The sequence below is a fragment of the Litoreibacter roseus genome, assembly GCF_009811795.1.
GTDB classification, from domain to species: domain Bacteria; phylum Pseudomonadota; class Alphaproteobacteria; order Rhodobacterales; family Rhodobacteraceae; genus Litoreibacter; species Litoreibacter roseus.
Window position 1 is genome coordinate 150,662 of the sequence record NZ_BLJE01000007.1, and the last position, 18,590, is coordinate 169,251.

Below are 18,590 nucleotides of genomic sequence, written 5' to 3' on the forward strand. Positions count from 1 at the left end.
ATCTCCATCAAAAATTGTAGAGGAGGCCGATTCCAACCTCGATTTGTGTGTCGTCGAAGACCAAGGGGCTGTCGGCGGCGTCGCCAGAGAGCCGGCCCCATTCAACCTCGGCGGCGATGCCAACGCGCTCGGTTAGACGGTAGTAGCCCGAGAGCTCGAGGCCGTAACGCTCGATCCCGGACGAGGCATCGTAGCGGCTGAAGGATGAGCGTCCGGCCTCAGAAGCTGAGACCCCGTAGAACGCATCTGTATAGTCGCCGTCGGCCCATCGAACGAAAGGTGCCACGCCAACTTGCAAGCGTTCGCCTAGCATTGTGTCGAACCCGGCCGATAGCGTTGCGGTCGTCCCTCCGTGGCCGTCACCGCCGATCCCGCGCGAGATGACGAATTCGAGATCGGCGGGACCCAGGCCATACTCGAAGATGGCGTTGAGTGTCGCTGTGCCTTCCACGTCGTCTAGACCGCTCAGCCGAGCGTCATCGTCCTGCTCGCGGCTTTCGAAGTCGTAGCCCAGCGAAAGCGCTACCCCGTACTCCGCGATGTCGTCATCGCGGCGCAAGACGTAACCGCCCACCCCAAGCTCGGAATTGAGGAAAAAACGCCGCCATTCCAGATCGATTATCGGCAGCACCTCGGTCTCGGTCTCATCGGAGCCAGCGAAGGTCGGCGCGCTGCCGACGCCGAGGCCGATCACGCCCTCAACTTCAGATGATAAGCCTTGCGCAATAGCCTGTGGTGTTTGGAGAAGCGCAGTCGCTGATATCGCCGCGACAATGATGCAATTTCGGTTCATGTTATTTGGTGCCCTCGTTTGTCATCCAACTTTCATTCGCCCCTGCTTTGGGACTCGGTGATGCAGCGACATTGGCGGCATCACGAGCGGGTAACGCGAGCGGTTCTTCGCGGCAGGTGCCGTTTTGCTCACGAACGGAGGCAGCGGTCTCGCGAACGGTCAAAGTGCTACCGGTCGCGAAATCCCATATTGCAACGGCTGGACGGACCGAGGCCTAGTCTGCAGGGACAGAAAGAGAGAAATAGAATGCCGAAGAAACACGGGCCGACGGGCGAGGTCGAACGTAAGGAGAATATCTTGCGATTTTGGCGCGACGCGACCGTCTTCCTTGGCGCGGGGCCGACTGCCAACAACGCATCGTCATGGCGGTACTTTCTGTTGCATGGGGCGGTTTTTTCGGCAGCGTCAGGTTTAGCCGTCGCCGCCCTCGAGCCATCCTCAACGACAGAGTTGCCCTACCCGGGGGCTGCGCTGGCCTGGACATTGCAGATCGGTGCAGCGCTGGCGCTGCTCACCGCGTCTGTGACCGGTCTCGTCCTTGCGGGCGTCCGGCGCAGAGTCGCGGTGATCATCGCCATTGCGGCCCTGCCTGTGCTCGTTGCGCCTATCTCGTTGTTGGTCGATGGCGGGCTTGGTGGCGAACCGGATAGCCCGCCCGACCAGCTCGGAACTGCACTGCTGCGTGAGGTCGTAGAGGTTGCGCCAGCTTGCCTTGCGCTGTCGGCTCTCCTCTTTCTGTTGTTGGAGCGCGCGTCCCGTCTCTCACAACTCTTGCGCCGCCGCATTGTCGCGTCGCAGGCGACACCTCCCGAGCTAAGTGACATCCTGCCCAAAGTGCCTTTGTCAATCGGGTCAGACCTCATCCGTATCGAGGCGCAAGATCACTACATTCTGGTGGTGACGACTGAGGGTTCGACTACATTGTCCGTGGGCTTCGCTGAGACGGTCGAGAAACTAGAGCCGTTTGAAGGGGTACAGTGCCACCGCTCGCACTGGGTGGTTCCGCGCCATGTCACGCGATTGGTCCGAGACGGCAGCGCTCATCGTTGTATCCTGTCGAACAGTGAATCCATCCCAGTCAGCCGGCGGCGTGCTGCAGAGGTGCGGCGACGTCTTTAGCTGTTCAACGGCAAACCTATGACAATGAATATAACATAATAAACATTACCGGAATACGATCTCACAACAGGCCACCCTGCGAATTTGTCCGCCTTTTCACCTAAGCTGCTTAAGTCTCATTATGGAACTCTATCGAGTTCAGTACTTGGTGCTTGCCTTGTGAGAACAACGCTTTTGTTGGCTGATCGTCGACCCGCTTCAATCGATCTTGAGGCGGATTGTGCGTCGCACATGCTCTTGTAACGGATTCGGTATTTCGAGTTCGTTCGCCAAAGCCTGCCAACCTGAAAACGCTTCTTGAGTATGCTCGAGAGTCTTTCTTTCGCGGCCACGCGGAAGACCTGCATATTCTGCCAAGTGCTTGAGATCAGCGCGGGTATGACCGGATGTCTTGCCGTTGATGCTCAACTGATGGAAGCGAGTAAAAGCACTGCCCTCCGCATGGCAGAGGTCATAGGCCGGAGCTAGTGACCATTCGCCATCGCGGTCCATCATGAAGCCGAAATTCTTCACATGGTCGTCTTGGTTACAGCCGACGATGTTGAACACCACGCGCCGGAATTGTTCCTCCAGAGCCGACTTCGGCATGTCCAGCTGCTTCATGAGCATGAAGAGTTGCTCGTAGGAGTAAGCGCCGCTCTCATAGTAATCGTAATGCGCCAGAGCTGCGAAAGTTTGAACAAACTTTTTGCCACCCACTTCGTCTCGATCAAAGCGCCGGGTCATGAAATGGTTGCGCCCGTTCTCGGAGAACACCCGGCTCTCCATCATGTCGATCCCACAGGCCTTGGCCATCTCGTGATAGCTGTATTCCAGCAAGCCATATCCCATCGGATCGGCGATACCCCAATCGCCACTGAACTCCACGCCATCGAACTTGATCAACCAATGCTCAAAGCCTTCAGGAAGGTCGACCTGACCTGATCGAACATGTTTGGTCTGGGGATTGAACGCGATCACAGCCTTGGCCCGTGCACCACCTGCTGACGTGCCGACACTTAGGATATCCAGCAGCGCTTCCTCGCCACCAGCTTCCTCGAACTTCGTGTCGAGTGTCTCTTTGCTGGCAAACGCCATGGACGCCAGCTGCGTTAGTTGCTCAATCTCAAGCTGCTTGTCTTCAGGCATGTCGGGTCGTTTAGAGGGTTCAAATTCAAGCGCACCCATGCCCCGGCGCCCGGTGTAACAAAGCCTGTCCACCGCGTTGAAATCTTCTGGTTTACGCCCCGTCTTTGCCAACCACACATCGATCAGTCGTTGGCCGTATTTGTCGGGTAGGCTGTCAGCGATCATGCCAGGCATCCCGTGAAATGACCGGGGGTGCAGATCCGGAAACTGATAGATGCGGCCCGATCTCACTTTCATATGTATCGGTGCGGGTTCTACGGCGAGATCAGGGAAGTCCGGATCGTACTCGAAGCGGGCAAAGCGCTCAGAAGCATCCATAGCGACATAACCGATTGTCGTCCCCCAAAGCTTGACGATCGCCGTACTCATCCGTTCTCATCGCCCCAACGTTTGCCGCTCGAAGGTGCGTTTCTCTTTCGTCTCCCACTGGCCTTGGCCTGCGCCATCGGCGACTCGAAATTCTCAGGGAGAAATTGATCAAGTGATGAGATCATTTGCAGTGCTTTAAGCAGTTTGAGCCAAGAGTCCATCTGGCTCCCCTCGCCCGCTTCGATCCGGCGAAGGGTGGCCACACCTAATCCAGATTCCTCTGCGAGTTCTTCCTGCGAGTACCCGCGCTGCTTGCGCAGCTTTGCAAGCCGCTCCCCGAGCTCCCTGAGGATCACCTTGTCCGGCGTCAATATATCAATTTTCATCCGATCACTTTTGATAGCAAAATCGCTTTTGGCACTCATTTACGATCAAAACTGATAGCACGCATGCATTCCTTGTGTACAGCAAGATTCGAGAGAGACGCCGTGATATTGCTATCATATTTGATAAATTATGACTGAAAAAGTTGAAAACCGATCAAAATTGATTGGCCGCACAGCTCTTATCTGTACTTTGAGCATACACAGCCCACGACAACCGCGACCGAAACATGACCGCAAAGAACGAGGCGCGCGCGGCGGATAGGCTGCGCCCTGGGTTCAGAGAGGAAGAGGCGGGCAAGCCCAGTTTGCCGGGCTTGATAGGGAGAGAGAGGCTCTCCCGGGCTCGGGGACCTGGAAAAGGATCCCAAGTTATGACCAAGACCAAATCCAAAGCCGCGGACGTCGCAAAGACAGCTGCCGTCGCCGCACCCAGCTTCGAGCTGATTCCCCTCTCGAAACTCACCCTCAGCCCCAAGAACGTGCGCAAATCGCCCGCATCCGCTGAAGCCGACGCGGAACTCTATGCCAGCATCAAAGAGACCGGTCTCAAACAGAATCTGCTCGTGCACAAAGTGGGTGCGAAGTTCCATGTGCACGCTGGCGGCCGTCGCCTCGCTGCCTTGCAGAAGCTGAAAGAGGCTGGCCATATCAAGGCCGGTCACAAGGTCCCCTGCCAGATCGAAGACCCCGATCTGGCCGAAGACACTTCGGCGGCCGAAAACCTCGTCCGCGCGGCGATGCATGCGGCCGACCAGTTCGAGGCCTTTGCGACCCTGCGCAAGAAGGGCCGGACCGAAGCGCAGATCGCAGCGCAATTCGGGATCACGCAGAACCTGGTGCGACAGCGCCTCAAGCTCGCCAGCGTGGCCCCAGAAATCATGGACATCTTCCGCGCGGGCGACATGACGCTCGACTGCGTGATGGCGTTCACGTTGACTGACGATCATGCCCGTCAGATCGAGGCATGGGAGGCTGTCCAAAAGCAATACAATCCGGGCGCCTACGCCATCCGCAATCACCTCACCCAGAAAACCTACTCCGGCGCATCCAAACTCGCGAAGTTCGTCGGGGTCGATACTTACAAGGCGGCGGGCGGCACCGTCATCGAAGACCTCTTCTCCGAGCGCGACAACACCCATCTCGAAGATCCCGACCTTCTGGAAAAGCTCGCCGAAGAGAAGCTGGCCGGTCTCGCAGCGGAAGCCGCCAAGACCTGGAAATGGGCCGAGCCGATGCTGGAGGTCGACTATGACAGCTTTCGCCCCTTCGGCCGGGTCTATCCACAACCGCTCGCATCCGATCCCGAACTTGATGCCGAGTATGACAAACTGCAGGCCCGGCAAACCGAGCTGGAAGACGACTATGATGAGGACACGTGGACTGAGGCGCTCCAGGAGGAAGAGGAGAAAATCTGGGATCGCCTTCGGGAAATCGACGATATCCGCGAAGCGAACGTCGCTTACACCGACGAAGACCACAAGATCGCCGGATGTGTCGTGACCATCAATCATGCGGGCGAGCCGACCTACCATGATGGCCTCGCGCGGCCCGAGGATATCCCGCAGCAAGACGCAGGGGATGAAAGCGCGGATGCACCACAGGGTGAGAACGCGCAAACTGCGACAGCACCGGAGATCGAACTCCCGCAATCGATGCGACCCTCGAATGTGCCCGTGGACGCCACGGCGGCGGCGCGGAAGGCACAAGGCATTACACAGGCGCTGGCCGACGATCTGCGGGCGACACGCCATCAGATCCTGCAAGCGCATCTCGTCGCCGATTATGCGACGGCCTACGACGTGATGCTCTATGCCATGGCACGCGCGTTCATCGGTCGCGGCAGCTATCACTCCCCCCTCGATCAGTCATTGCGCCCGGCGATGACGCAAGGAGCAAACGAGGCCCTGAAGGAGACGGTCGCAGCCTTGATGCTCGAGAAGCTTCAGGAGGGCCTGAACCTCTCCTGGGCGGAGGCCGACGCACCTGAAGACTTCCATCAGCTCTGCTCACTGGAAGAAAGCGACAAGCAAGCGCTCTTCGCCTGGTGCACGTCCTATGCGCTGAAACAGCAACTCAGTAACGACACGCGGACCAATCCGATCATTGAAGCGATTGGAACACGATTGAACGTTGATGTCGCCGCCTGCTGGCGTCCGAGTGCGGAAACCTATTGGGCGCGGGTCAAAAAAGACCATGCGCTCGAGACGGCAAAGGCGCTGATCGGCGGGGAATGGGCCGACGACAAGTCGGGTCTGCGCAAACCGGAACTGGCGAAGGCGATGGATCAGGCGTTCTCGGAGACTCCCGGCGAGACGGCCGGACTGACCGCGGAGACAGCCGCCAAGACATCCCGCTGGCTGCCGGATGGCATGGCCTTTGATGTGAGCGGTGAAACCCGGTCAGGCGACACAGAGACCGCGGCGCAAGACGATACCGCCCTGCCCGCCTATCTGAGCGACGCCGCATAACAACAGCACCTACCCTTCACTTGCCTCGGCCGCTTCCGATCTCAACTTGATCGGGGGCGGTCCTTTCCGACTGCCGGGTGAATCGCACCGGGATCGTCCCAAGCGGACCGGCACGGAGAGACGACATGACCACAGATGAGATCACAATCGACAATACGCCGGACTTGAGCAGCGCGGAAACCGCAAAACTGGTCGCCGAACAGAACGATCGCTTCCGCAAGGCGAGTGTCGGCGTCGCCACAGAAGGTCCGATCCCGCCCGGACGGGTGATGATGACCCGTGGCATCGCCGAACAGTCCGACACCTTCAAAGAGAAGCTCTTCGCGGCCATCGGTGCTTATGGCACCTTCAATGAAGACAGCGATCCCTATGGCTGGCACGAGATGGGTGTGATGGAGATCGACGGCGTGACGGTCTGGTTCAAGCTCGATCTCTATGACGAAAACTACGAATACGGGTCCGCCGATCCAACCGATCCGCAGTTTACACGGCGCGTGATGACCCTGCTCTTGCCGTCCGAATACTGACCAGACCGACCCGCACAGACTTTGGGCCGCTCCCCATCCGGTAGGGAGCGGTTCTGTTCCGCTGATGCGTTTTCGAGGTTCGAACGGTTCGGACCCGCGCATCGCGGAGAATATCCCATGCCCAAAAGCATCGACTACACCGTCAAGCTCTACCGCGCCCACAAGGAGGGCGGGTTCATCGTCACGAAGTATGAGTTCGGCGAGAGCCACCCCACCCGCGAGATCACCGCCGCAGGGGTGGAGGATCTCGTCAGCCAGATCACCGCCTTCGCGATGGAGCACGGCGAGGGCTGTCGCGCCTCGGTGCGCTGCCATGCGCCACGCAAGCCGCCCGGGTTCAAGAAGGCCACGGAGGATCTGGTGTTCAACCTGCAGGAACAGCCCTTGGGCAAGGCCTCGGCCGCCTGAGCGGGACACACATCATGACCACCCCAAAAGGCCCGCCGCACCGGCGGGTCTTTCCTTTTGAGGAGACAGAAAATGCCAACGAAACCGACAAATGCAGAGATCATATCCGCCATGGAAGAGGCACAGCGGCAACGCGAGACCGCTTTGAAAGACGAACGGGCGCGTTTGCTCGTCGCTTTGCGCGCTGCCGGTGCCACAGGCGTGACCGTCCAATATGACGCCTACGGCGATTCCGGCAATGTTCAGGACATGACGCTGGAGCCCGTGGGCACAGAGCTTTCGTCAGAGGATGCAAAGGCTCTGGAGAACTTCGGGTGGGATCAAGCCTATTCGCTCCATCCCGGTTTCGAGAACAATGAAGGCGGCTACGGCGAGATGACATGGGACATCACCGAGGACCGGATCGATCTCACACATCACGACCGCTTCGTCGATCACGACACAACAACCCACGAGGGGGTCTGAGATGGCCCATCCCCTGCACCACGCCGAGAGCTCCGCGCGTCGCTTTGGCGGCGCGCCTGAGGACTACCAGCATATTCACGACTGGTTCGATGCCTCCAAAGCGCATCTCGCGCTCTTCACCCACCGTGCCTTACGGCATCACAGCCAAGGCATATTCGAGGCGGAGCGTGTCTTTGGTCTGACACTTGCCAACAGTGCCGGTCGTACCGTCCCGGTCCGGTGGATCGGCGAGCAACATGTCAAAGAGGACTGCCGCGGGTGCATCCCAAGCCTCGCGGATTGGCTCTCGCGCATCCAACCTGTTCCCTGGATGGCGAACGGAGCCATCGACAATCAAGCACCAGCTGACCTTGCCGACCCGCAACAGGCTTGGCGCGACGCCGTCGTCGCGGGCCGCACAATTCTCGGGCTGACCGAGTGGTGTTGCAAGCGCGACGCTGAGGCGGCGGAACGTTAATCGGCCCGCGACGCGGCTTGAACGGACGTCATCAACACTACGAAAATCCAGCGCCGCCTTCCGGGCGGCTTTTTTATGCGCTTCAAAAAAGGAGAAACCGCCATGCGAGACCCGATCCACGAGGAAACCTATCACGAACATACGATCAAGATTTTCCATGACCCCACCCCCGAGAACCCACGGGAGTTTGACAATCTAGGCACGATGACCTGCTGGCATCGACGCTACCGATTGGGGGATGATCACAGCCACGAAGACCCGCATGCGTTTCTTGCATCGCTTGCGGAAATGTCCGATGCGACGGACGCCAGCTTTGACCAACTCTATTCACGCGCCTCCCGCAAAGCAGTCATCCTGCCGCTCTATCTCTATGACCACAGTGGCATCACCATGAACACGACCGGGTTCCATTGCCCCTGGGATTCCGGGCAGGTCGGGTTCATTCATGTCTCTCTTGATCCCGTACGCGAAGCCTATGGAGTGCAGCGCGTATCGAAAAGCCTGCGCGAAAATGTTGAAAACATACTCAGGCAAGAGGTCGCCGCCTATGATGATTATCTGACCGGCAACTGCTTCGGGTTTGTCACCGAACGGGATGGGGAAGAGATCGACAGCTGTTGGGGGTTTCTAGGAGACTACGAACAAGGCTGTCTGACTGAAGCACGATCCGCCGTGTTGATTGGCTAAGTTGAAAATGTTGCCACGTCTGAAGACGTTAGACGCCTTCCTCTGTGTTCAAGATCATTTTATAGACGCCTCAGAGGTCGGCGTTTTTACTAGGCCCAAGAGTGAGAAGAAAACGAGATGGGCCAAGATGAAAAACGCTGAAGACCAGATGGACTCCATCAAGCGGCAACACCGCGCATTAGCCATCTTGCGTCTTTTGGAGCGCAACCCCGGATATTGCACGAACATCGAACTCTTGCGCGACTGTCTCGCCGTCATTGCGCTCACCGCAACCAGAGACCAGCTCCTGCAGGAATGCCGTTCCTTGGAGAGCGTCGGTTTTCTTAGGGTGACCGAGCGGGGTGAGGTCGTCGTTCTAGAACTGACCGAAGCGGGCGGTGATGTGGCTCAAGGCCTCGTCATGAGCGATCTGGTCCTGCGGCCAGGACCCGAATGCCCGTATTGAAACGCGCACCATCGCATCAGTCTTTGGGTCTTGGCCCAACCACACGCACGGGCAGATCCGAAGATGTCGGCTGCCCTCTCTTGTGCGCACGCACCTTCACCACCTTGCCGCTCGCATAGCGCCGTTCGTGCTCGGCTACCCAATGTTCGGTCGGCGTCGCGCGTCCTGACGCCTGCGCCTCCTCGAACCGCTGTCGTCGTTCGAGTTCGGCCAGATGCCGTTCGCCACTCGGACCTATCCTGATCGTCACATGTGATCGTGGGCTTTCGGTGATCCATGACTTACCGAATTTTCGGGCCGTCTTGATCTCGGCGTTGGATAGGCTTTGCGCATCTCGCGAAATCAAATCGTCTTCCCGCGCGGCCAGAGCTGCAAAGAGCATAAATCCGATCACCATCTCGTAGCTCAGATGCCCTTTGTGTTCTTTGAAGAGATCCCTGACCTCCTGCTCCCGATTGCCTGAACTCATCTGCATATGCGCTTTCGCGACATTGCGGTGAGCCTGCCAGTTCACACCCTCGAAACTGGGGCGACCGTCCGGGGATTTCGGCAGAACAAGTGTCAGAGGCGCGTCCCAGAAACTCTGATCCGTCATCGCGGAGAAGAGCCTCACGGTCATAAAATCCGGCGCGCGATTGTCGAAGAGAAATCCTCGCTGATGCCAGTACTGCAGCTGTTCGGCGCTCATCGACGTCAGGCCACGGGTGACGCGATCTTGCCAGAGCTGTTTGCTGTCGTACTCGACCCAAACCAGCGCCTGCGGGAATTCGATTTCGCTGACATAGCTCTGGATGTGAGACTCTGGCCGTTCCTCCCATGGCTTGCCCTGAACGTCCATCCTGAGGCTGTCGAGGTAGTTGGCCGCACGATGATCGAGCAGATAGAGGCGCGCCGCCGAGAGATCGTCAAGGATGCCGCGCCTCTGCGCCCGTGTCTCCTCGGTCGGCACCATGCGACCGACCGGATCGTATTCCTTGCCGGGCTGACCGGTCTCCAGAAAGCGCCCATATTGCAGGGCGATTGTCTTGTAGAGGATCATTTATGAACTCGAGACCATGTGACGTGTGAGGGCGCGAAGACGCTCATGTGCTGGTGTTGATAGAGCAGGCTCGCACGCCAGCCCAGCTCTTATCTTCCCACCGAACCAACATAGGAAACAGACGGCGCGCCAAACAGATGGGGAAGCTCTGCCGAAAGGCGGAGAGGGAGAGGGCCTTGGGGGGAAGGGCAAGCCTTCCCCGATGTCAGAGAGAGGTCCGGGGCGGGCATCACCCTCAGTTCCGGAGTTCTCCCATGGTTCAATCCTCCCCTTCTCGCGCCGCACATAGTTCCCTACCTGATGAGCGCCACAAGTCCGATCGCCTCCTTCACGCGGCAGAGCATCTGCTCGTCAATTTCGAGAGCGGCAAACCCATAGATCAGGCCTGTCTCCGCGCCGCCATGGAGACAGCTTTCGGTGCCGGTGACGGCTCTGGTGCCTGGATCTGGAAGGACGCCTATGACGCCTGCGAAGCCGCACAGGTCCTGTTGCTCGCAAAATTCGGGCGCACCATGGTCGAGCGCGCGGGGTCCGATCTTGCCCTGATCACCTCATTGGCACGGATTGCGGCGCTCGCCCCGCCACATACGCGCCGCAGCGAGACCTCCCAAAAACTGCAGCAATTCTCCACGCCCCTGCCGTTGGCGGGTATCGCTGCCCGTGCCGCACACATCAAGAAAGACGATCTGGTCCTTGAGCCGTCCGCCGGTACAGGCCTTCTGGCGATCCACGCGCACGTTCGCGGCGCGCGTCTGCATCTCAACGAGCTTGATCCGGTTCGGGCGGATTTGCTCTCAGCCCTCTTCCCGAAATGTGATGTGACCCGCCACGATGCCGGCACGATTCATGATCGGCTCGACCGCGGTATTCGTCCGTCGGTCATTCTGATGAACCCGCCATTCTCGGCCTCTCCGGGCGTCGAGGGCCGCCACAAGGGAGCGATCTCGGACCATGTGCTCTCGGGTCTGGCACGATTGGCAGACGGAGGACGGCTGGTGCTGATTTCCGGTAGCAATTTCTCACCTGCAACCTCCGCCTACCGGAAGACCTTCGCCCGCATCACCGAGGCTGCGACCGTCCGGTTCTCGGTTTCCATCGCGGGCAAACTCTACGCGCGCCACGGCACGACGACGGAAACCCGGCTGACCGTCATCGACAAGATGACCGGGATCGAGGCGACACCGGAGACGACCTACTTCCCCCTAGTCGAGAGCACCGACGCACTTCACAATGCGGTTATACGCCACTGTCCCCCGCGGGAAGTTCTGCAGGCTGCAAACCAATCTGCACAATCGGACGGGGGCGCCTTCTCTACGCTTTTGGCCGAGGCGCAGGGTCAGGTCAGAGCCGTCGCGGCGGAGCGTTCCAAACATCCCTTTGACCGGGCCGAGGTGGCACCGGTGTCTTATCAGCCGAAAGACTGGACCGAGCCGAAGGACACGTTGAACGCTGCGCTCTACGAGCCCTATACCGTTCAGTCCATTGCGATCGACGGAGCTGCTGTGCATCCGACGGCTCTTGTGCAATCCGCCGCCATGGGATCCGTCGCCCCGCCCGTTCCGACGCATAGACCAAATTTGCCGAAGGATATTCTCACCAAGGGCCTCCTGTCGGACGCCCAGATCGAGAGCGTGATCTATGCTGGCGATGCCCACAGCCAACATCTGGCGAGCTGGTTCCGGCATGATCTCGAGGATGGCCGTCTTGTCGCCGCCGAGCCTGAGGCCGAAGGCGCATTCCGTCTGCGCAAGGGATGGTTTCTTGGCGATGGCACCGGCTGCGGCAAGGGACGCCAGGTGGCCGGTGTCATCCTCGACAACTGGATGGCCGGTCGAAGACGCGCGGTCTGGATCTCCAAATCGGACAAGTTGATCGAGGATGCAGTGCGGGATTGGACAGCACTTGGTGGGCGCAGGTCCGATATCGTTCCACTGTCGCGGTTCAAACAGGGGTCAGACATCCGGCTTGCCGAAGGTATTCTCTTCGTCACCTATGCCACCCTGCGAACCGCCGAACGCCAACATGGCGAACACACCAAAGCCTCGCGGCTCGATCAGGTCGTGGCCTGGCTCGGAGATGACTTCGATGGTGTCATCGCCTTCGATGAGGCCCATGCCATGGCGAACGCGGCTGGCGAGAAAGCCAAGGAGGGCGGGCGCGGCGAAAAACAGGCCTCGCAACAGGGCCTCGCAGGATTGCGATTACAAGACCGGGTGCCTGATGCGCGGATCCTCTACGTTTCGGCGACCGGTGCGACGGTGGTCGGCAATCTCGCCTATGCCTCCCGTCTCGGCCTCTGGGGAACGGGCGACTTCCCCTTTGCGACACGCGAACAATTCGTGGCGGACATGGAGGCGGGTGGGATAGCGGCGATGGAGATCATCTCGCGCGATCTGAAAGCCCTGGGCCTCTATCTGGCAAGATCTCTGTCTTATGACGGCGTCGCCTACGAGATGCTGGTCCATCCGCTCACACAGACGCAGCGCGAGATCTATGACAGCTATGCCGAGGCGTTCCAAATCATCCACCGCAATCTCGAAGCGGCCTTGGAGGCGTCGGGCATCACCTCAGACGAAGGCACGCTGAACGTGCAAGCGAAGTCCGCCGCGCGTTCGGCCTTTGAGAGCAACAAACAGCGGTTCTTCAACCACCTGATCACGGCCATGAAATGCCCAACGGTCATCAAATCCATTGAGGCTGATCTCGAGGCAGGCCATGCCGCCGTCCTGCAGATCGTCTCGACCAGCGAGGCTCTGATGGAACGGCGTCTCGCGCATATCCCGGTCGGTGACTGGGGCGATCTGCATGTGGACATCACCCCTCGTGAATACGTTCTCGACTATCTGATGCATTCCTTCCCGACACAGCTCTTCGAGCCTTTCACTGACGAGGACGGAAACCTCAAATCGCGCCCGGCCACCGACGCCGACGGACATCCCATCCAATCCCGCGAAGCCGCCGCGCGGCGTGACGCGATGATCGAGCATCTCGGCGCGCTGCCACCGGTACAGGGTGCCCTCGACCAGATCCTCTGGCATTTTGGCAATGAGCAGGTCGCGGAGGTGACCGGGCGCTCCCGGCGGATCGTTCGCACCTCGGATGGACGTCGCAAAGTCGAAAGCCGCCCCGCCTCCTCCAATATCGGTGAGACCCAGGCGTTCATGGATGACCGCAAGCGCATCCTGATCTTCTCGGACGCGGGCGGGACCGGGCGGTCCTATCATGCGGACCTCGGCGCGCGGAACCGTCGCCTGCGCGTGCACTACCTGTTGGAGCCCGGCTGGCGGGCAGACAACGCCATCCAAGGTCTGGGCCGCACAAACCGGACCAATCAGGCGCAACCCCCGCTTTTCCGGCCCTGTGCGACGGACGTGAAAGGCGAGAAACGTTTTCTATCGACGATCGCGCGGCGTCTCGACACGCTCGGGGCGATCACGAAGGGCCAGCGCGAGACGGGCGGGCAGAACATGTTCCGCGCCGAAGACAATCTTGAGAGCGTCTATGCCCGCAAGGCGCTGCGCAATTTCTTCTGGGATCTCACGAATGAACGTATCGATGCCTGCTCGCAGAGCCGGTTCGAGGAGATGACGGGTCTCTCGCCTTGCGACAGCGACGGGTCCTTGAAAGAACAGCTGCCCCCGATCCAGCAGTTCCTGAACCGGTGCCTGGCGCTCACGATCGACATGCAGAACGCAATCTTCGCGTGTTTCGGGCACATCCTCGAGGCGATTATCGATGAGGCTATCACGGCAGGAACTTACGAGGTGGGTCTGGAAACTCTGCAGGCCGAGCGGTTCGAGATCATCGATCGTAAGACGATTTTTGAACATACCGCCTCCGGTGCCACGGCGACGGCGCTGACGGTGGAGCGGACGGATCGCAACCACCCGCTGACACTGGAAAAGGCACGGGCTTTCTGCGCGCAACGCGGTGACGTCCGGCTGATGATCAACCGGAAGTCGGATCGCGCCGCGCTTATGACGCCGGCAACGAGCCTGATGACCGAGGAGGGCGAGCCTATTGCAAGGGTCGAGTTGCTGCGCCCGATGGGCGACGAGCGCTTGCTGGAAATCGAGCTGAAGACCTCGCATTGGGAGCCCGCCTCGGACAGCGCCTTTGAGGCGGCCTGGCAGAAAGAGGTTGCTGCGGTCCCGGAGACGACCGTCTCCAAACTGACACTGGTCTCGGGCCTTCTCCTCCCGATCTGGGATCGTCTGCCGGTCGACAACATGCGCATCTACCGGCTGCAGACCGAGGACGGTGAGCGCGCGCTCGGACGGTTGGTCACCCAGGATCAGCTGGCGCGTCTTTATGCGGCACTCGGTCTCGATCACGTGGTCGAGCTTTCGCCCGACGAGGTGCTGGACGCCGTTCTGAAGCGAGGACAATCGATCCATCTCTCGGGCGGGCTCACCTTGCGCCGAGCGCGTTTGATGAGCGTCTACCGGTTGGAGCTGGTGGGCGCGAACCCGGCTGCCCTTCCCCAGTTCAAGGCGTTGGGATGCTTCACGGAGATCATCCAATGGACGACGCGCTTGTTCATTCCGACGGATACAACAGGCGCTCTGGATGCCATCTTGCAGAAACACCAAATCGTCGCCGATCCGGCTGATACCAGGAGCGCGGCATGACCCGGGGGCGCGGCATCGACGTAGGCGCAATCGCGCGGGACCTCGCGCGGGATACGGAAGGGTTCTGTCGACGCTATTTCCCGAACGGCGTGAAGGCCGGCAATTATTGGCAGATGGGAGATGTGACCGGTGCCGCCGGACGTAGTCTTACCATCCGTCTGTGTGCGGCGGGCGGCAATCAGCCAGGCAAATGGACGGATCATGCCACGGGCGAGTTTGGCGATCTGCTGGATTTGCTCGCGCATCAGATTGGGTCTGGCAGCTTTGATGCATTGATGGCCGAGGCGCGATCCTTCCTTGGTCATGCACAGTTCGGTCCAAATCGAACGCGGTCTTCTGACAAGATGCGGAGCTTTCCAAACACCAATGTCCGATCCGGCGTGAAACTCTTCGGATATGGGACAGCGATCGCGAACACCCCTGCCGCAGCCTATCTCACGGCGCGCGGTATCACGCGGTTCGGAACAGCACTCCGATATCATCCGAGCGCCTATCTGCGGGGAGACCATGGCGAACGGCTCGCATGTCCAGCACTCCTTGCCGCGATCACAGACAATGAAGGTCAGATCACAGGCTGCTCGCGCATCTTCCTTGATCCTGTCACGAGCCAAGTCGCCGCGATCACTGCACCGAAACGCGTTTTGGGTGCCTTGCACGGAAACGGAATCCGACTGGGTGCTTGGAGGTCCGCCCGCGATCTGATTGTTGGCGAGGGTCTCGAGAACACGCTGTCGGTGGGCACGGCCTTCCCAACAGCGGCTCTCATATCCTGTCTGACGGCCAATCACCTTGCGGCCTTCATCTGGCCCTCTGCGACACGCCGTATCTGGATCGCGCTCGATGATGATCGGGCCGGGTGGCGCGGTGCCAAGACGCTCCACGCCCGCGCACTGGCCGCGGGGCGTGACGCCTTCTTCCTCACGCCCCATCGCGATGACTTCAACGCTGATCTCATCGCGGACGGGCCCACCGTTCTGCGACACCGGCTTGCCGCAGTGATATCGGCGAAGGTCGACGGGCACGACCTTTGGCCGCGCGATCAGGCGGCCTGAAAGCGGAACAGAGGTCAGGTGGCGGTGCCGTCCGGCACGCGCAGCGCCCTGCCCCGTTTGGATATCCGGGGTCGATGGACCGACAGGTCGGGTGCAGAGGCACCCTCGGCCCGACAGCAACGCGCCCGGACCAGAAATTTCCCCGGCGGGCTGCGCCGCACCTCCTCGCGCAGCAAATTTATGGCCCGGTCCCGTCCTCCGCTGCGCTGCGGCCCTGATGGGTGCGGTCGGGCCGTTGACGGTCCGTTCATCGCCCCATCCAAATCGGATCAGGACGCAACACGAGACCAAAGGACGGACCACATCATGACCCCTCATCCCGCACCCATCAGCCCCACATCAAGCGCCACGGCCCGTGCCCTCGAAGCACTTGCCCTGCACGGCCCCAGGCCACCCGAAGACGAGATCGATCACCGCCCGCTCCCCGAACAGGATCAGACCGAATGTGCGATCGCAGCCATGGTGGAGGCGACACATATGCTCCTGGCAGACACGCAGCTCGAAGAGGATCTCGAAGAACTGCTCTGGTCCCTCACGAACATCTTTCATCGGCGGCTGGGATTGATCGAACGCCGTCTCGACGAGAATGAGATCGAACAGCGCGGATTGATGCGGGCGCAGGATGGATCAGAGGTCAAAAGCCTCGAATTGGAACGCCAGATCGCACGGGGTCAGAAGCTCATCGATCACCGCGACGCCTATGAGACAATGCGCGACCATGCGGCAGAGCAATTCCAAGCGGAGACAGGGTCTGTTTGGCTTCCCCGCACAGGCTCACGCACGTCCAACAAAGGGTTAACCGCCTCGGTGATCGACAGCCGGAACTTCATCTCGGCCGAGCGCCGCAAGAAGAATGAGGTCCATTGCCCCGAAGGGACCCGCATCGCCTTGACGGGAGGCGATTATCAGGACTTCGATACGATCTGGTCAATCCTTGATCAGACCCGCGAGAAATATCCGGACATGATCCTACTCCACGGCGGCACACCCAAAGGGGCTGAGCACATCGCAAGTCTCTGGGCCGATAATCGTGGCGTGGCGCAGGTCATCTTCAAGCCCGACTGGGCGGCACATAATAAGGCCGCTCCCTTCAAGCGCAACGACCGGTTGCTCGAGGCCATGCCCAAGGGCGTGATCGCCTGCCCGGGATCCGGGATCACCGACAATCTCGTCGACAAAGCCCGCAAGCTCGGCATCCCGATCAAACGGATCGGGGGCTGAGGCCCGGATGACTGGCGGTGCAGGCGCGCATCAGCGCCTTGCATCGCCATTGGTCTGTAGGGCGTCCGCCAGAGCATCAATCTCATTGAACACGTCCACAGAATCGCGGGCGAGCGCCTCCTCGAGATAGCGTCTCAAACTGTCGCTGGTCTCGGGCAGGTTCTTGAGCACGGCGAGCCGCAGCATCGTCTGTTTTATCGTTTTTGGGGACATCTCCGCCATTCCCGTTGAGGAGTGATTTTTGCTCTGGTTTATCAGATAATATAACGATACACATAACGATATGTGAAGCAGTGATTAACCGACTACCGAATGTCGGACCGGATGAGGACAGGTGAGCGGTGATGATACGGTATGGACTATGTTTTGGCGTTGGCGTGCTCTCCGCATGTACGACCCCCGCCCCCGAAAACCTCCAAAGCATCGCCGGCCTGGTCGAGCAGCAAACCTTTGATGTGGGCCGCGAGGTCGCCGACGCGGGGCTCTACAACGGCGTGTTGGAGCCGATCGCGGGCGGCCAGGTTGTTCTCAGAAACCCCGAGTATGTTACCGACCAGGCCCTGTTGCGCGTCGTCAACGCACAGTTCACCGGCAAGATCGAGGACCTTGTCTCGATCATCACCCGCGAAACCGGCTACCGCGTGATCGCCGACGGCGAGAAACCAGGCGCCCCCATCGTCGTGGTGCTGGTGCAACGCGACCTGCCCGCGATCGGTGCGCTCAGAGAGGCGTTCCATCAGGCCAAAGGTCGCGCGAAGGTCTTTATCGATCAAACGTCACGGACGATGACGATCCACTACCGTCGGCACGAGGCGAGCCCGGTCCCGCATCGCGAGGACCTAGAACTATGAGCCATTCCGTCGCGCGCCTCGCTGCCTTTGCATTTTTCCTGACGACTCTCACCGCCTGTGAGACACTCGACCTAGGCGTGGAGCCGGAGATCGCCCCTCCCCCACCGATCATCGTCGGCGGTCCCGATCAATATCGCAGCGACCGCGTGCCTGTTGGCTTTGATACGTTCACAGCCCGTGCGCAGCGCGGCAACTATGAGACTGATATCGAGGAAGAACGCTACGATCTCTTGCGCGATGCGGCGCTCTCCTATGCGGCCCAGGCCGGATATGAGCGCCGCGTCTGGGAGATCATGCGCCAGTTGGAAACCGACAGCGGCAAGCTGTCTGCAACATTTGATTTCAACCGGGTCGCCTACCCGCCCCCGCGCGAAACGGGTTACATCCTGCCGCCCGTAGTGTCACGGGCGACCGCGGCGATCAATGTCGAGGGGGATGGGCGATCCGCGGTCGCGGCAGACGAATATTACCGGATCGAGATCCCTGGTCGGATCACGACCGTCGTACCGACATGGCGCGACTATTTGGTGATCCCGCTCGAGGAGCCAGCGCAGCAGAACGATGACTTCCTCCCACAGAACCGTGAAGAAAAACGTGTGTTCGC

18 protein-coding genes are annotated in these 18,590 nt (G+C 60.0%); 13 read left to right on the forward strand and 5 right to left on the reverse strand.

Features of this window, described 5'->3' with window-relative positions; genetic code table 11:
* Positions 1-7 precede the first annotated feature (7 nt).
* Positions 8-793 carry a MipA/OmpV family protein gene (locus tag KIN_RS20690; RefSeq protein WP_159810743.1) on the reverse strand — a complete coding sequence of 262 codons (786 nt, stop codon included), beginning with the start codon at positions 791-793 and terminating at the stop codon, positions 8-10.
* 246 nt (positions 794-1,039) lie between these two features.
* Here KIN_RS20690 and KIN_RS20695 point away from each other — a divergent pair, with 246 nt between their 5' ends.
* A complete protein-coding gene (locus KIN_RS20695) occupies positions 1,040-1,912 on the forward strand; it encodes a LytTR family DNA-binding domain-containing protein (protein ID WP_159810745.1) in 873 nt (290 codons plus the stop codon).
* A 198-nt stretch (positions 1,913-2,110) separates the two neighbouring features.
* Here KIN_RS20695 and KIN_RS20700 read toward each other — a convergent pair whose 3' ends face one another.
* Together KIN_RS20700 and KIN_RS20705 are read right to left on the reverse strand one after the other, a co-directional pair.
* A complete protein-coding gene (locus tag KIN_RS20700; RefSeq protein WP_159810747.1) occupies positions 2,111-3,409 on the reverse strand; it encodes a type II toxin-antitoxin system HipA family toxin in 1,299 nt (432 codons plus the stop codon).
* A complete protein-coding gene (locus KIN_RS20705; RefSeq protein ID WP_159810749.1) occupies positions 3,406-3,774 on the reverse strand; it encodes a helix-turn-helix domain-containing protein in 369 nt (122 codons plus the stop codon). The genes KIN_RS20700 and KIN_RS20705 overlap by 4 nt, the downstream gene beginning before the upstream one ends.
* 332 nt (positions 3,775-4,106) lie before the next feature.
* On the opposite strand from KIN_RS20705, the gene KIN_RS20710 reads away from it, so the two are divergent.
* The 7 genes from KIN_RS20710 (at position 4,107) to KIN_RS20740 (ending at position 9,192) form a co-directional block, all read left to right on the forward strand.
* Entirely contained in the window at positions 4,107-6,203 is a 2,097-nt protein-coding gene (locus tag KIN_RS20710) for a ParB/RepB/Spo0J family partition protein (protein ID WP_159810751.1), read from the forward strand.
* A gap of 125 nt (positions 6,204-6,328) precedes the next feature.
* Positions 6,329-6,730 carry a DUF3768 domain-containing protein gene (locus KIN_RS20715; RefSeq protein ID WP_159810753.1) on the forward strand — a complete coding sequence of 134 codons (402 nt, stop codon included), beginning with the start codon at positions 6,329-6,331 and terminating at the stop codon, positions 6,728-6,730.
* Positions 6,731-6,847: 117 nt separating this feature from the next.
* Complete coding sequence (locus KIN_RS20720; protein WP_159810755.1) at positions 6,848-7,138, forward strand: hypothetical protein; 291 nt, start codon at positions 6,848-6,850, stop codon at positions 7,136-7,138.
* A gap of 72 nt (positions 7,139-7,210) precedes the next feature.
* A complete protein-coding gene (locus KIN_RS20725) occupies positions 7,211-7,603 on the forward strand; it encodes a DUF6878 family protein (RefSeq protein ID WP_243144997.1) in 393 nt (130 codons plus the stop codon).
* Position 7,604: 1 nt separating this feature from the next.
* Positions 7,605-8,060 (forward strand): DUF6915 family protein, encoded by a 456-nt coding sequence (locus KIN_RS20730; protein ID WP_159810757.1) that lies wholly within the window; start codon positions 7,605-7,607, stop codon positions 8,058-8,060.
* A gap of 102 nt (positions 8,061-8,162) precedes the next feature.
* Positions 8,163-8,747 (forward strand): hypothetical protein, encoded by a 585-nt coding sequence (locus KIN_RS20735; RefSeq protein ID WP_159810759.1) that lies wholly within the window; start codon positions 8,163-8,165, stop codon positions 8,745-8,747.
* A 127-nt stretch (positions 8,748-8,874) separates the two neighbouring features.
* Positions 8,875-9,192 (forward strand): VpaChn25_0724 family phage protein, encoded by a 318-nt coding sequence (locus tag KIN_RS20740; protein ID WP_159810761.1) that lies wholly within the window; start codon positions 8,875-8,877, stop codon positions 9,190-9,192.
* A gap of 16 nt (positions 9,193-9,208) precedes the next feature.
* On the opposite strand, the gene KIN_RS20745 is transcribed toward KIN_RS20740, so the two are convergent.
* Complete coding sequence (locus KIN_RS20745; protein WP_159810763.1) at positions 9,209-10,231, reverse strand: hypothetical protein; 1,023 nt, start codon at positions 10,229-10,231, stop codon at positions 9,209-9,211.
* A gap of 254 nt (positions 10,232-10,485) precedes the next feature.
* Here KIN_RS20745 and KIN_RS20750 point away from each other — a divergent pair, with 254 nt between their 5' ends.
* From KIN_RS20750 to KIN_RS20760, 3 genes are all read left to right on the forward strand, one after another.
* Positions 10,486-14,862, forward strand: coding sequence for a strawberry notch-like NTP hydrolase domain-containing protein (locus KIN_RS20750; protein ID WP_207710160.1), 4,377 nt, complete (start codon positions 10,486-10,488; stop codon positions 14,860-14,862).
* Entirely contained in the window at positions 14,859-15,914 is a 1,056-nt protein-coding gene (locus tag KIN_RS20755) for a DUF7146 domain-containing protein (RefSeq protein WP_159810765.1), read from the forward strand. The genes KIN_RS20750 and KIN_RS20755 overlap by 4 nt, the downstream gene beginning before the upstream one ends.
* Positions 15,915-16,220: 306 nt before the next feature.
* Positions 16,221-17,135, forward strand: a complete 915-nt coding sequence (locus tag KIN_RS20760) for a DUF2493 domain-containing protein (RefSeq protein WP_159810767.1) — start codon at positions 16,221-16,223, stop codon at positions 17,133-17,135.
* A gap of 30 nt (positions 17,136-17,165) precedes the next feature.
* Here the strand turns inward: KIN_RS20760 and KIN_RS20765 are convergent, their stop codons facing one another.
* On the reverse strand, positions 17,166-17,348 hold the full coding sequence (locus KIN_RS20765) for a hypothetical protein (protein WP_159810769.1): 183 nt from the start codon (positions 17,346-17,348) through the stop codon (positions 17,166-17,168).
* 131 nt (positions 17,349-17,479) lie between these two features.
* Here KIN_RS20765 and KIN_RS20770 point away from each other — a divergent pair, with 131 nt between their 5' ends.
* Together KIN_RS20770 and KIN_RS20775 are read left to right on the forward strand one after the other, a co-directional pair.
* Positions 17,480-17,986 (forward strand): DotD/TraH family lipoprotein, encoded by a 507-nt coding sequence (locus KIN_RS20770; RefSeq protein WP_159810771.1) that lies wholly within the window; start codon positions 17,480-17,482, stop codon positions 17,984-17,986.
* Positions 17,983-18,590: type IV secretory system conjugative DNA transfer family protein (locus KIN_RS20775; protein WP_159810773.1), on the forward strand; the 608-nt coding region annotated here is incomplete at its 3' end. The genes KIN_RS20770 and KIN_RS20775, both read left to right, overlap by 4 nt.

Excerpts from the sequence above, each read along its gene's own strand:
- KIN_RS20690 (WP_159810743.1), bottom strand. The coding sequence starts at position 793 with ATGAACCGAAATTGCATCATTGTCGCGGCGATATCAGCGACTGCGCTT.
- KIN_RS20695 (WP_159810745.1), top strand. The coding sequence starts at position 1,040 with ATGCCGAAGAAACACGGGCCGACGGGCGAGGTCGAACGTAAGGAGAAT.
- KIN_RS20700 (WP_159810747.1), bottom strand. The coding sequence starts at position 3,409 with ATGAGTACGGCGATCGTCAAGCTTTGGGGGACGACAATCGGTTATGTC.
- KIN_RS20705 (WP_159810749.1), bottom strand. The coding sequence starts at position 3,774 with ATGAGTGCCAAAAGCGATTTTGCTATCAAAAGTGATCGGATGAAAATT.
- KIN_RS20710 (WP_159810751.1), top strand. The coding sequence starts at position 4,107 with ATGACCAAGACCAAATCCAAAGCCGCGGACGTCGCAAAGACAGCTGCC.
- KIN_RS20715 (WP_159810753.1), top strand. The coding sequence starts at position 6,329 with ATGACCACAGATGAGATCACAATCGACAATACGCCGGACTTGAGCAGC.
- KIN_RS20720 (WP_159810755.1), top strand. The coding sequence starts at position 6,848 with ATGCCCAAAAGCATCGACTACACCGTCAAGCTCTACCGCGCCCACAAG.
- KIN_RS20725 (WP_243144997.1), top strand. The coding sequence starts at position 7,211 with ATGCCAACGAAACCGACAAATGCAGAGATCATATCCGCCATGGAAGAG.
- KIN_RS20730 (WP_159810757.1), top strand. The coding sequence starts at position 7,605 with ATGGCCCATCCCCTGCACCACGCCGAGAGCTCCGCGCGTCGCTTTGGC.
- KIN_RS20735 (WP_159810759.1), top strand. The coding sequence starts at position 8,163 with ATGCGAGACCCGATCCACGAGGAAACCTATCACGAACATACGATCAAG.
- KIN_RS20740 (WP_159810761.1), top strand. The coding sequence starts at position 8,875 with ATGAAAAACGCTGAAGACCAGATGGACTCCATCAAGCGGCAACACCGC.
- KIN_RS20745 (WP_159810763.1), bottom strand. The coding sequence starts at position 10,231 with ATGATCCTCTACAAGACAATCGCCCTGCAATATGGGCGCTTTCTGGAG.
- KIN_RS20750 (WP_207710160.1), top strand. The coding sequence starts at position 10,486 with ATGGTTCAATCCTCCCCTTCTCGCGCCGCACATAGTTCCCTACCTGAT.
- KIN_RS20755 (WP_159810765.1), top strand. The coding sequence starts at position 14,859 with ATGACCCGGGGGCGCGGCATCGACGTAGGCGCAATCGCGCGGGACCTC.
- KIN_RS20760 (WP_159810767.1), top strand. The coding sequence starts at position 16,221 with ATGACCCCTCATCCCGCACCCATCAGCCCCACATCAAGCGCCACGGCC.
- KIN_RS20765 (WP_159810769.1), bottom strand. The coding sequence starts at position 17,348 with ATGTCCCCAAAAACGATAAAACAGACGATGCTGCGGCTCGCCGTGCTC.
- KIN_RS20770 (WP_159810771.1), top strand. The coding sequence starts at position 17,480 with ATGATACGGTATGGACTATGTTTTGGCGTTGGCGTGCTCTCCGCATGT.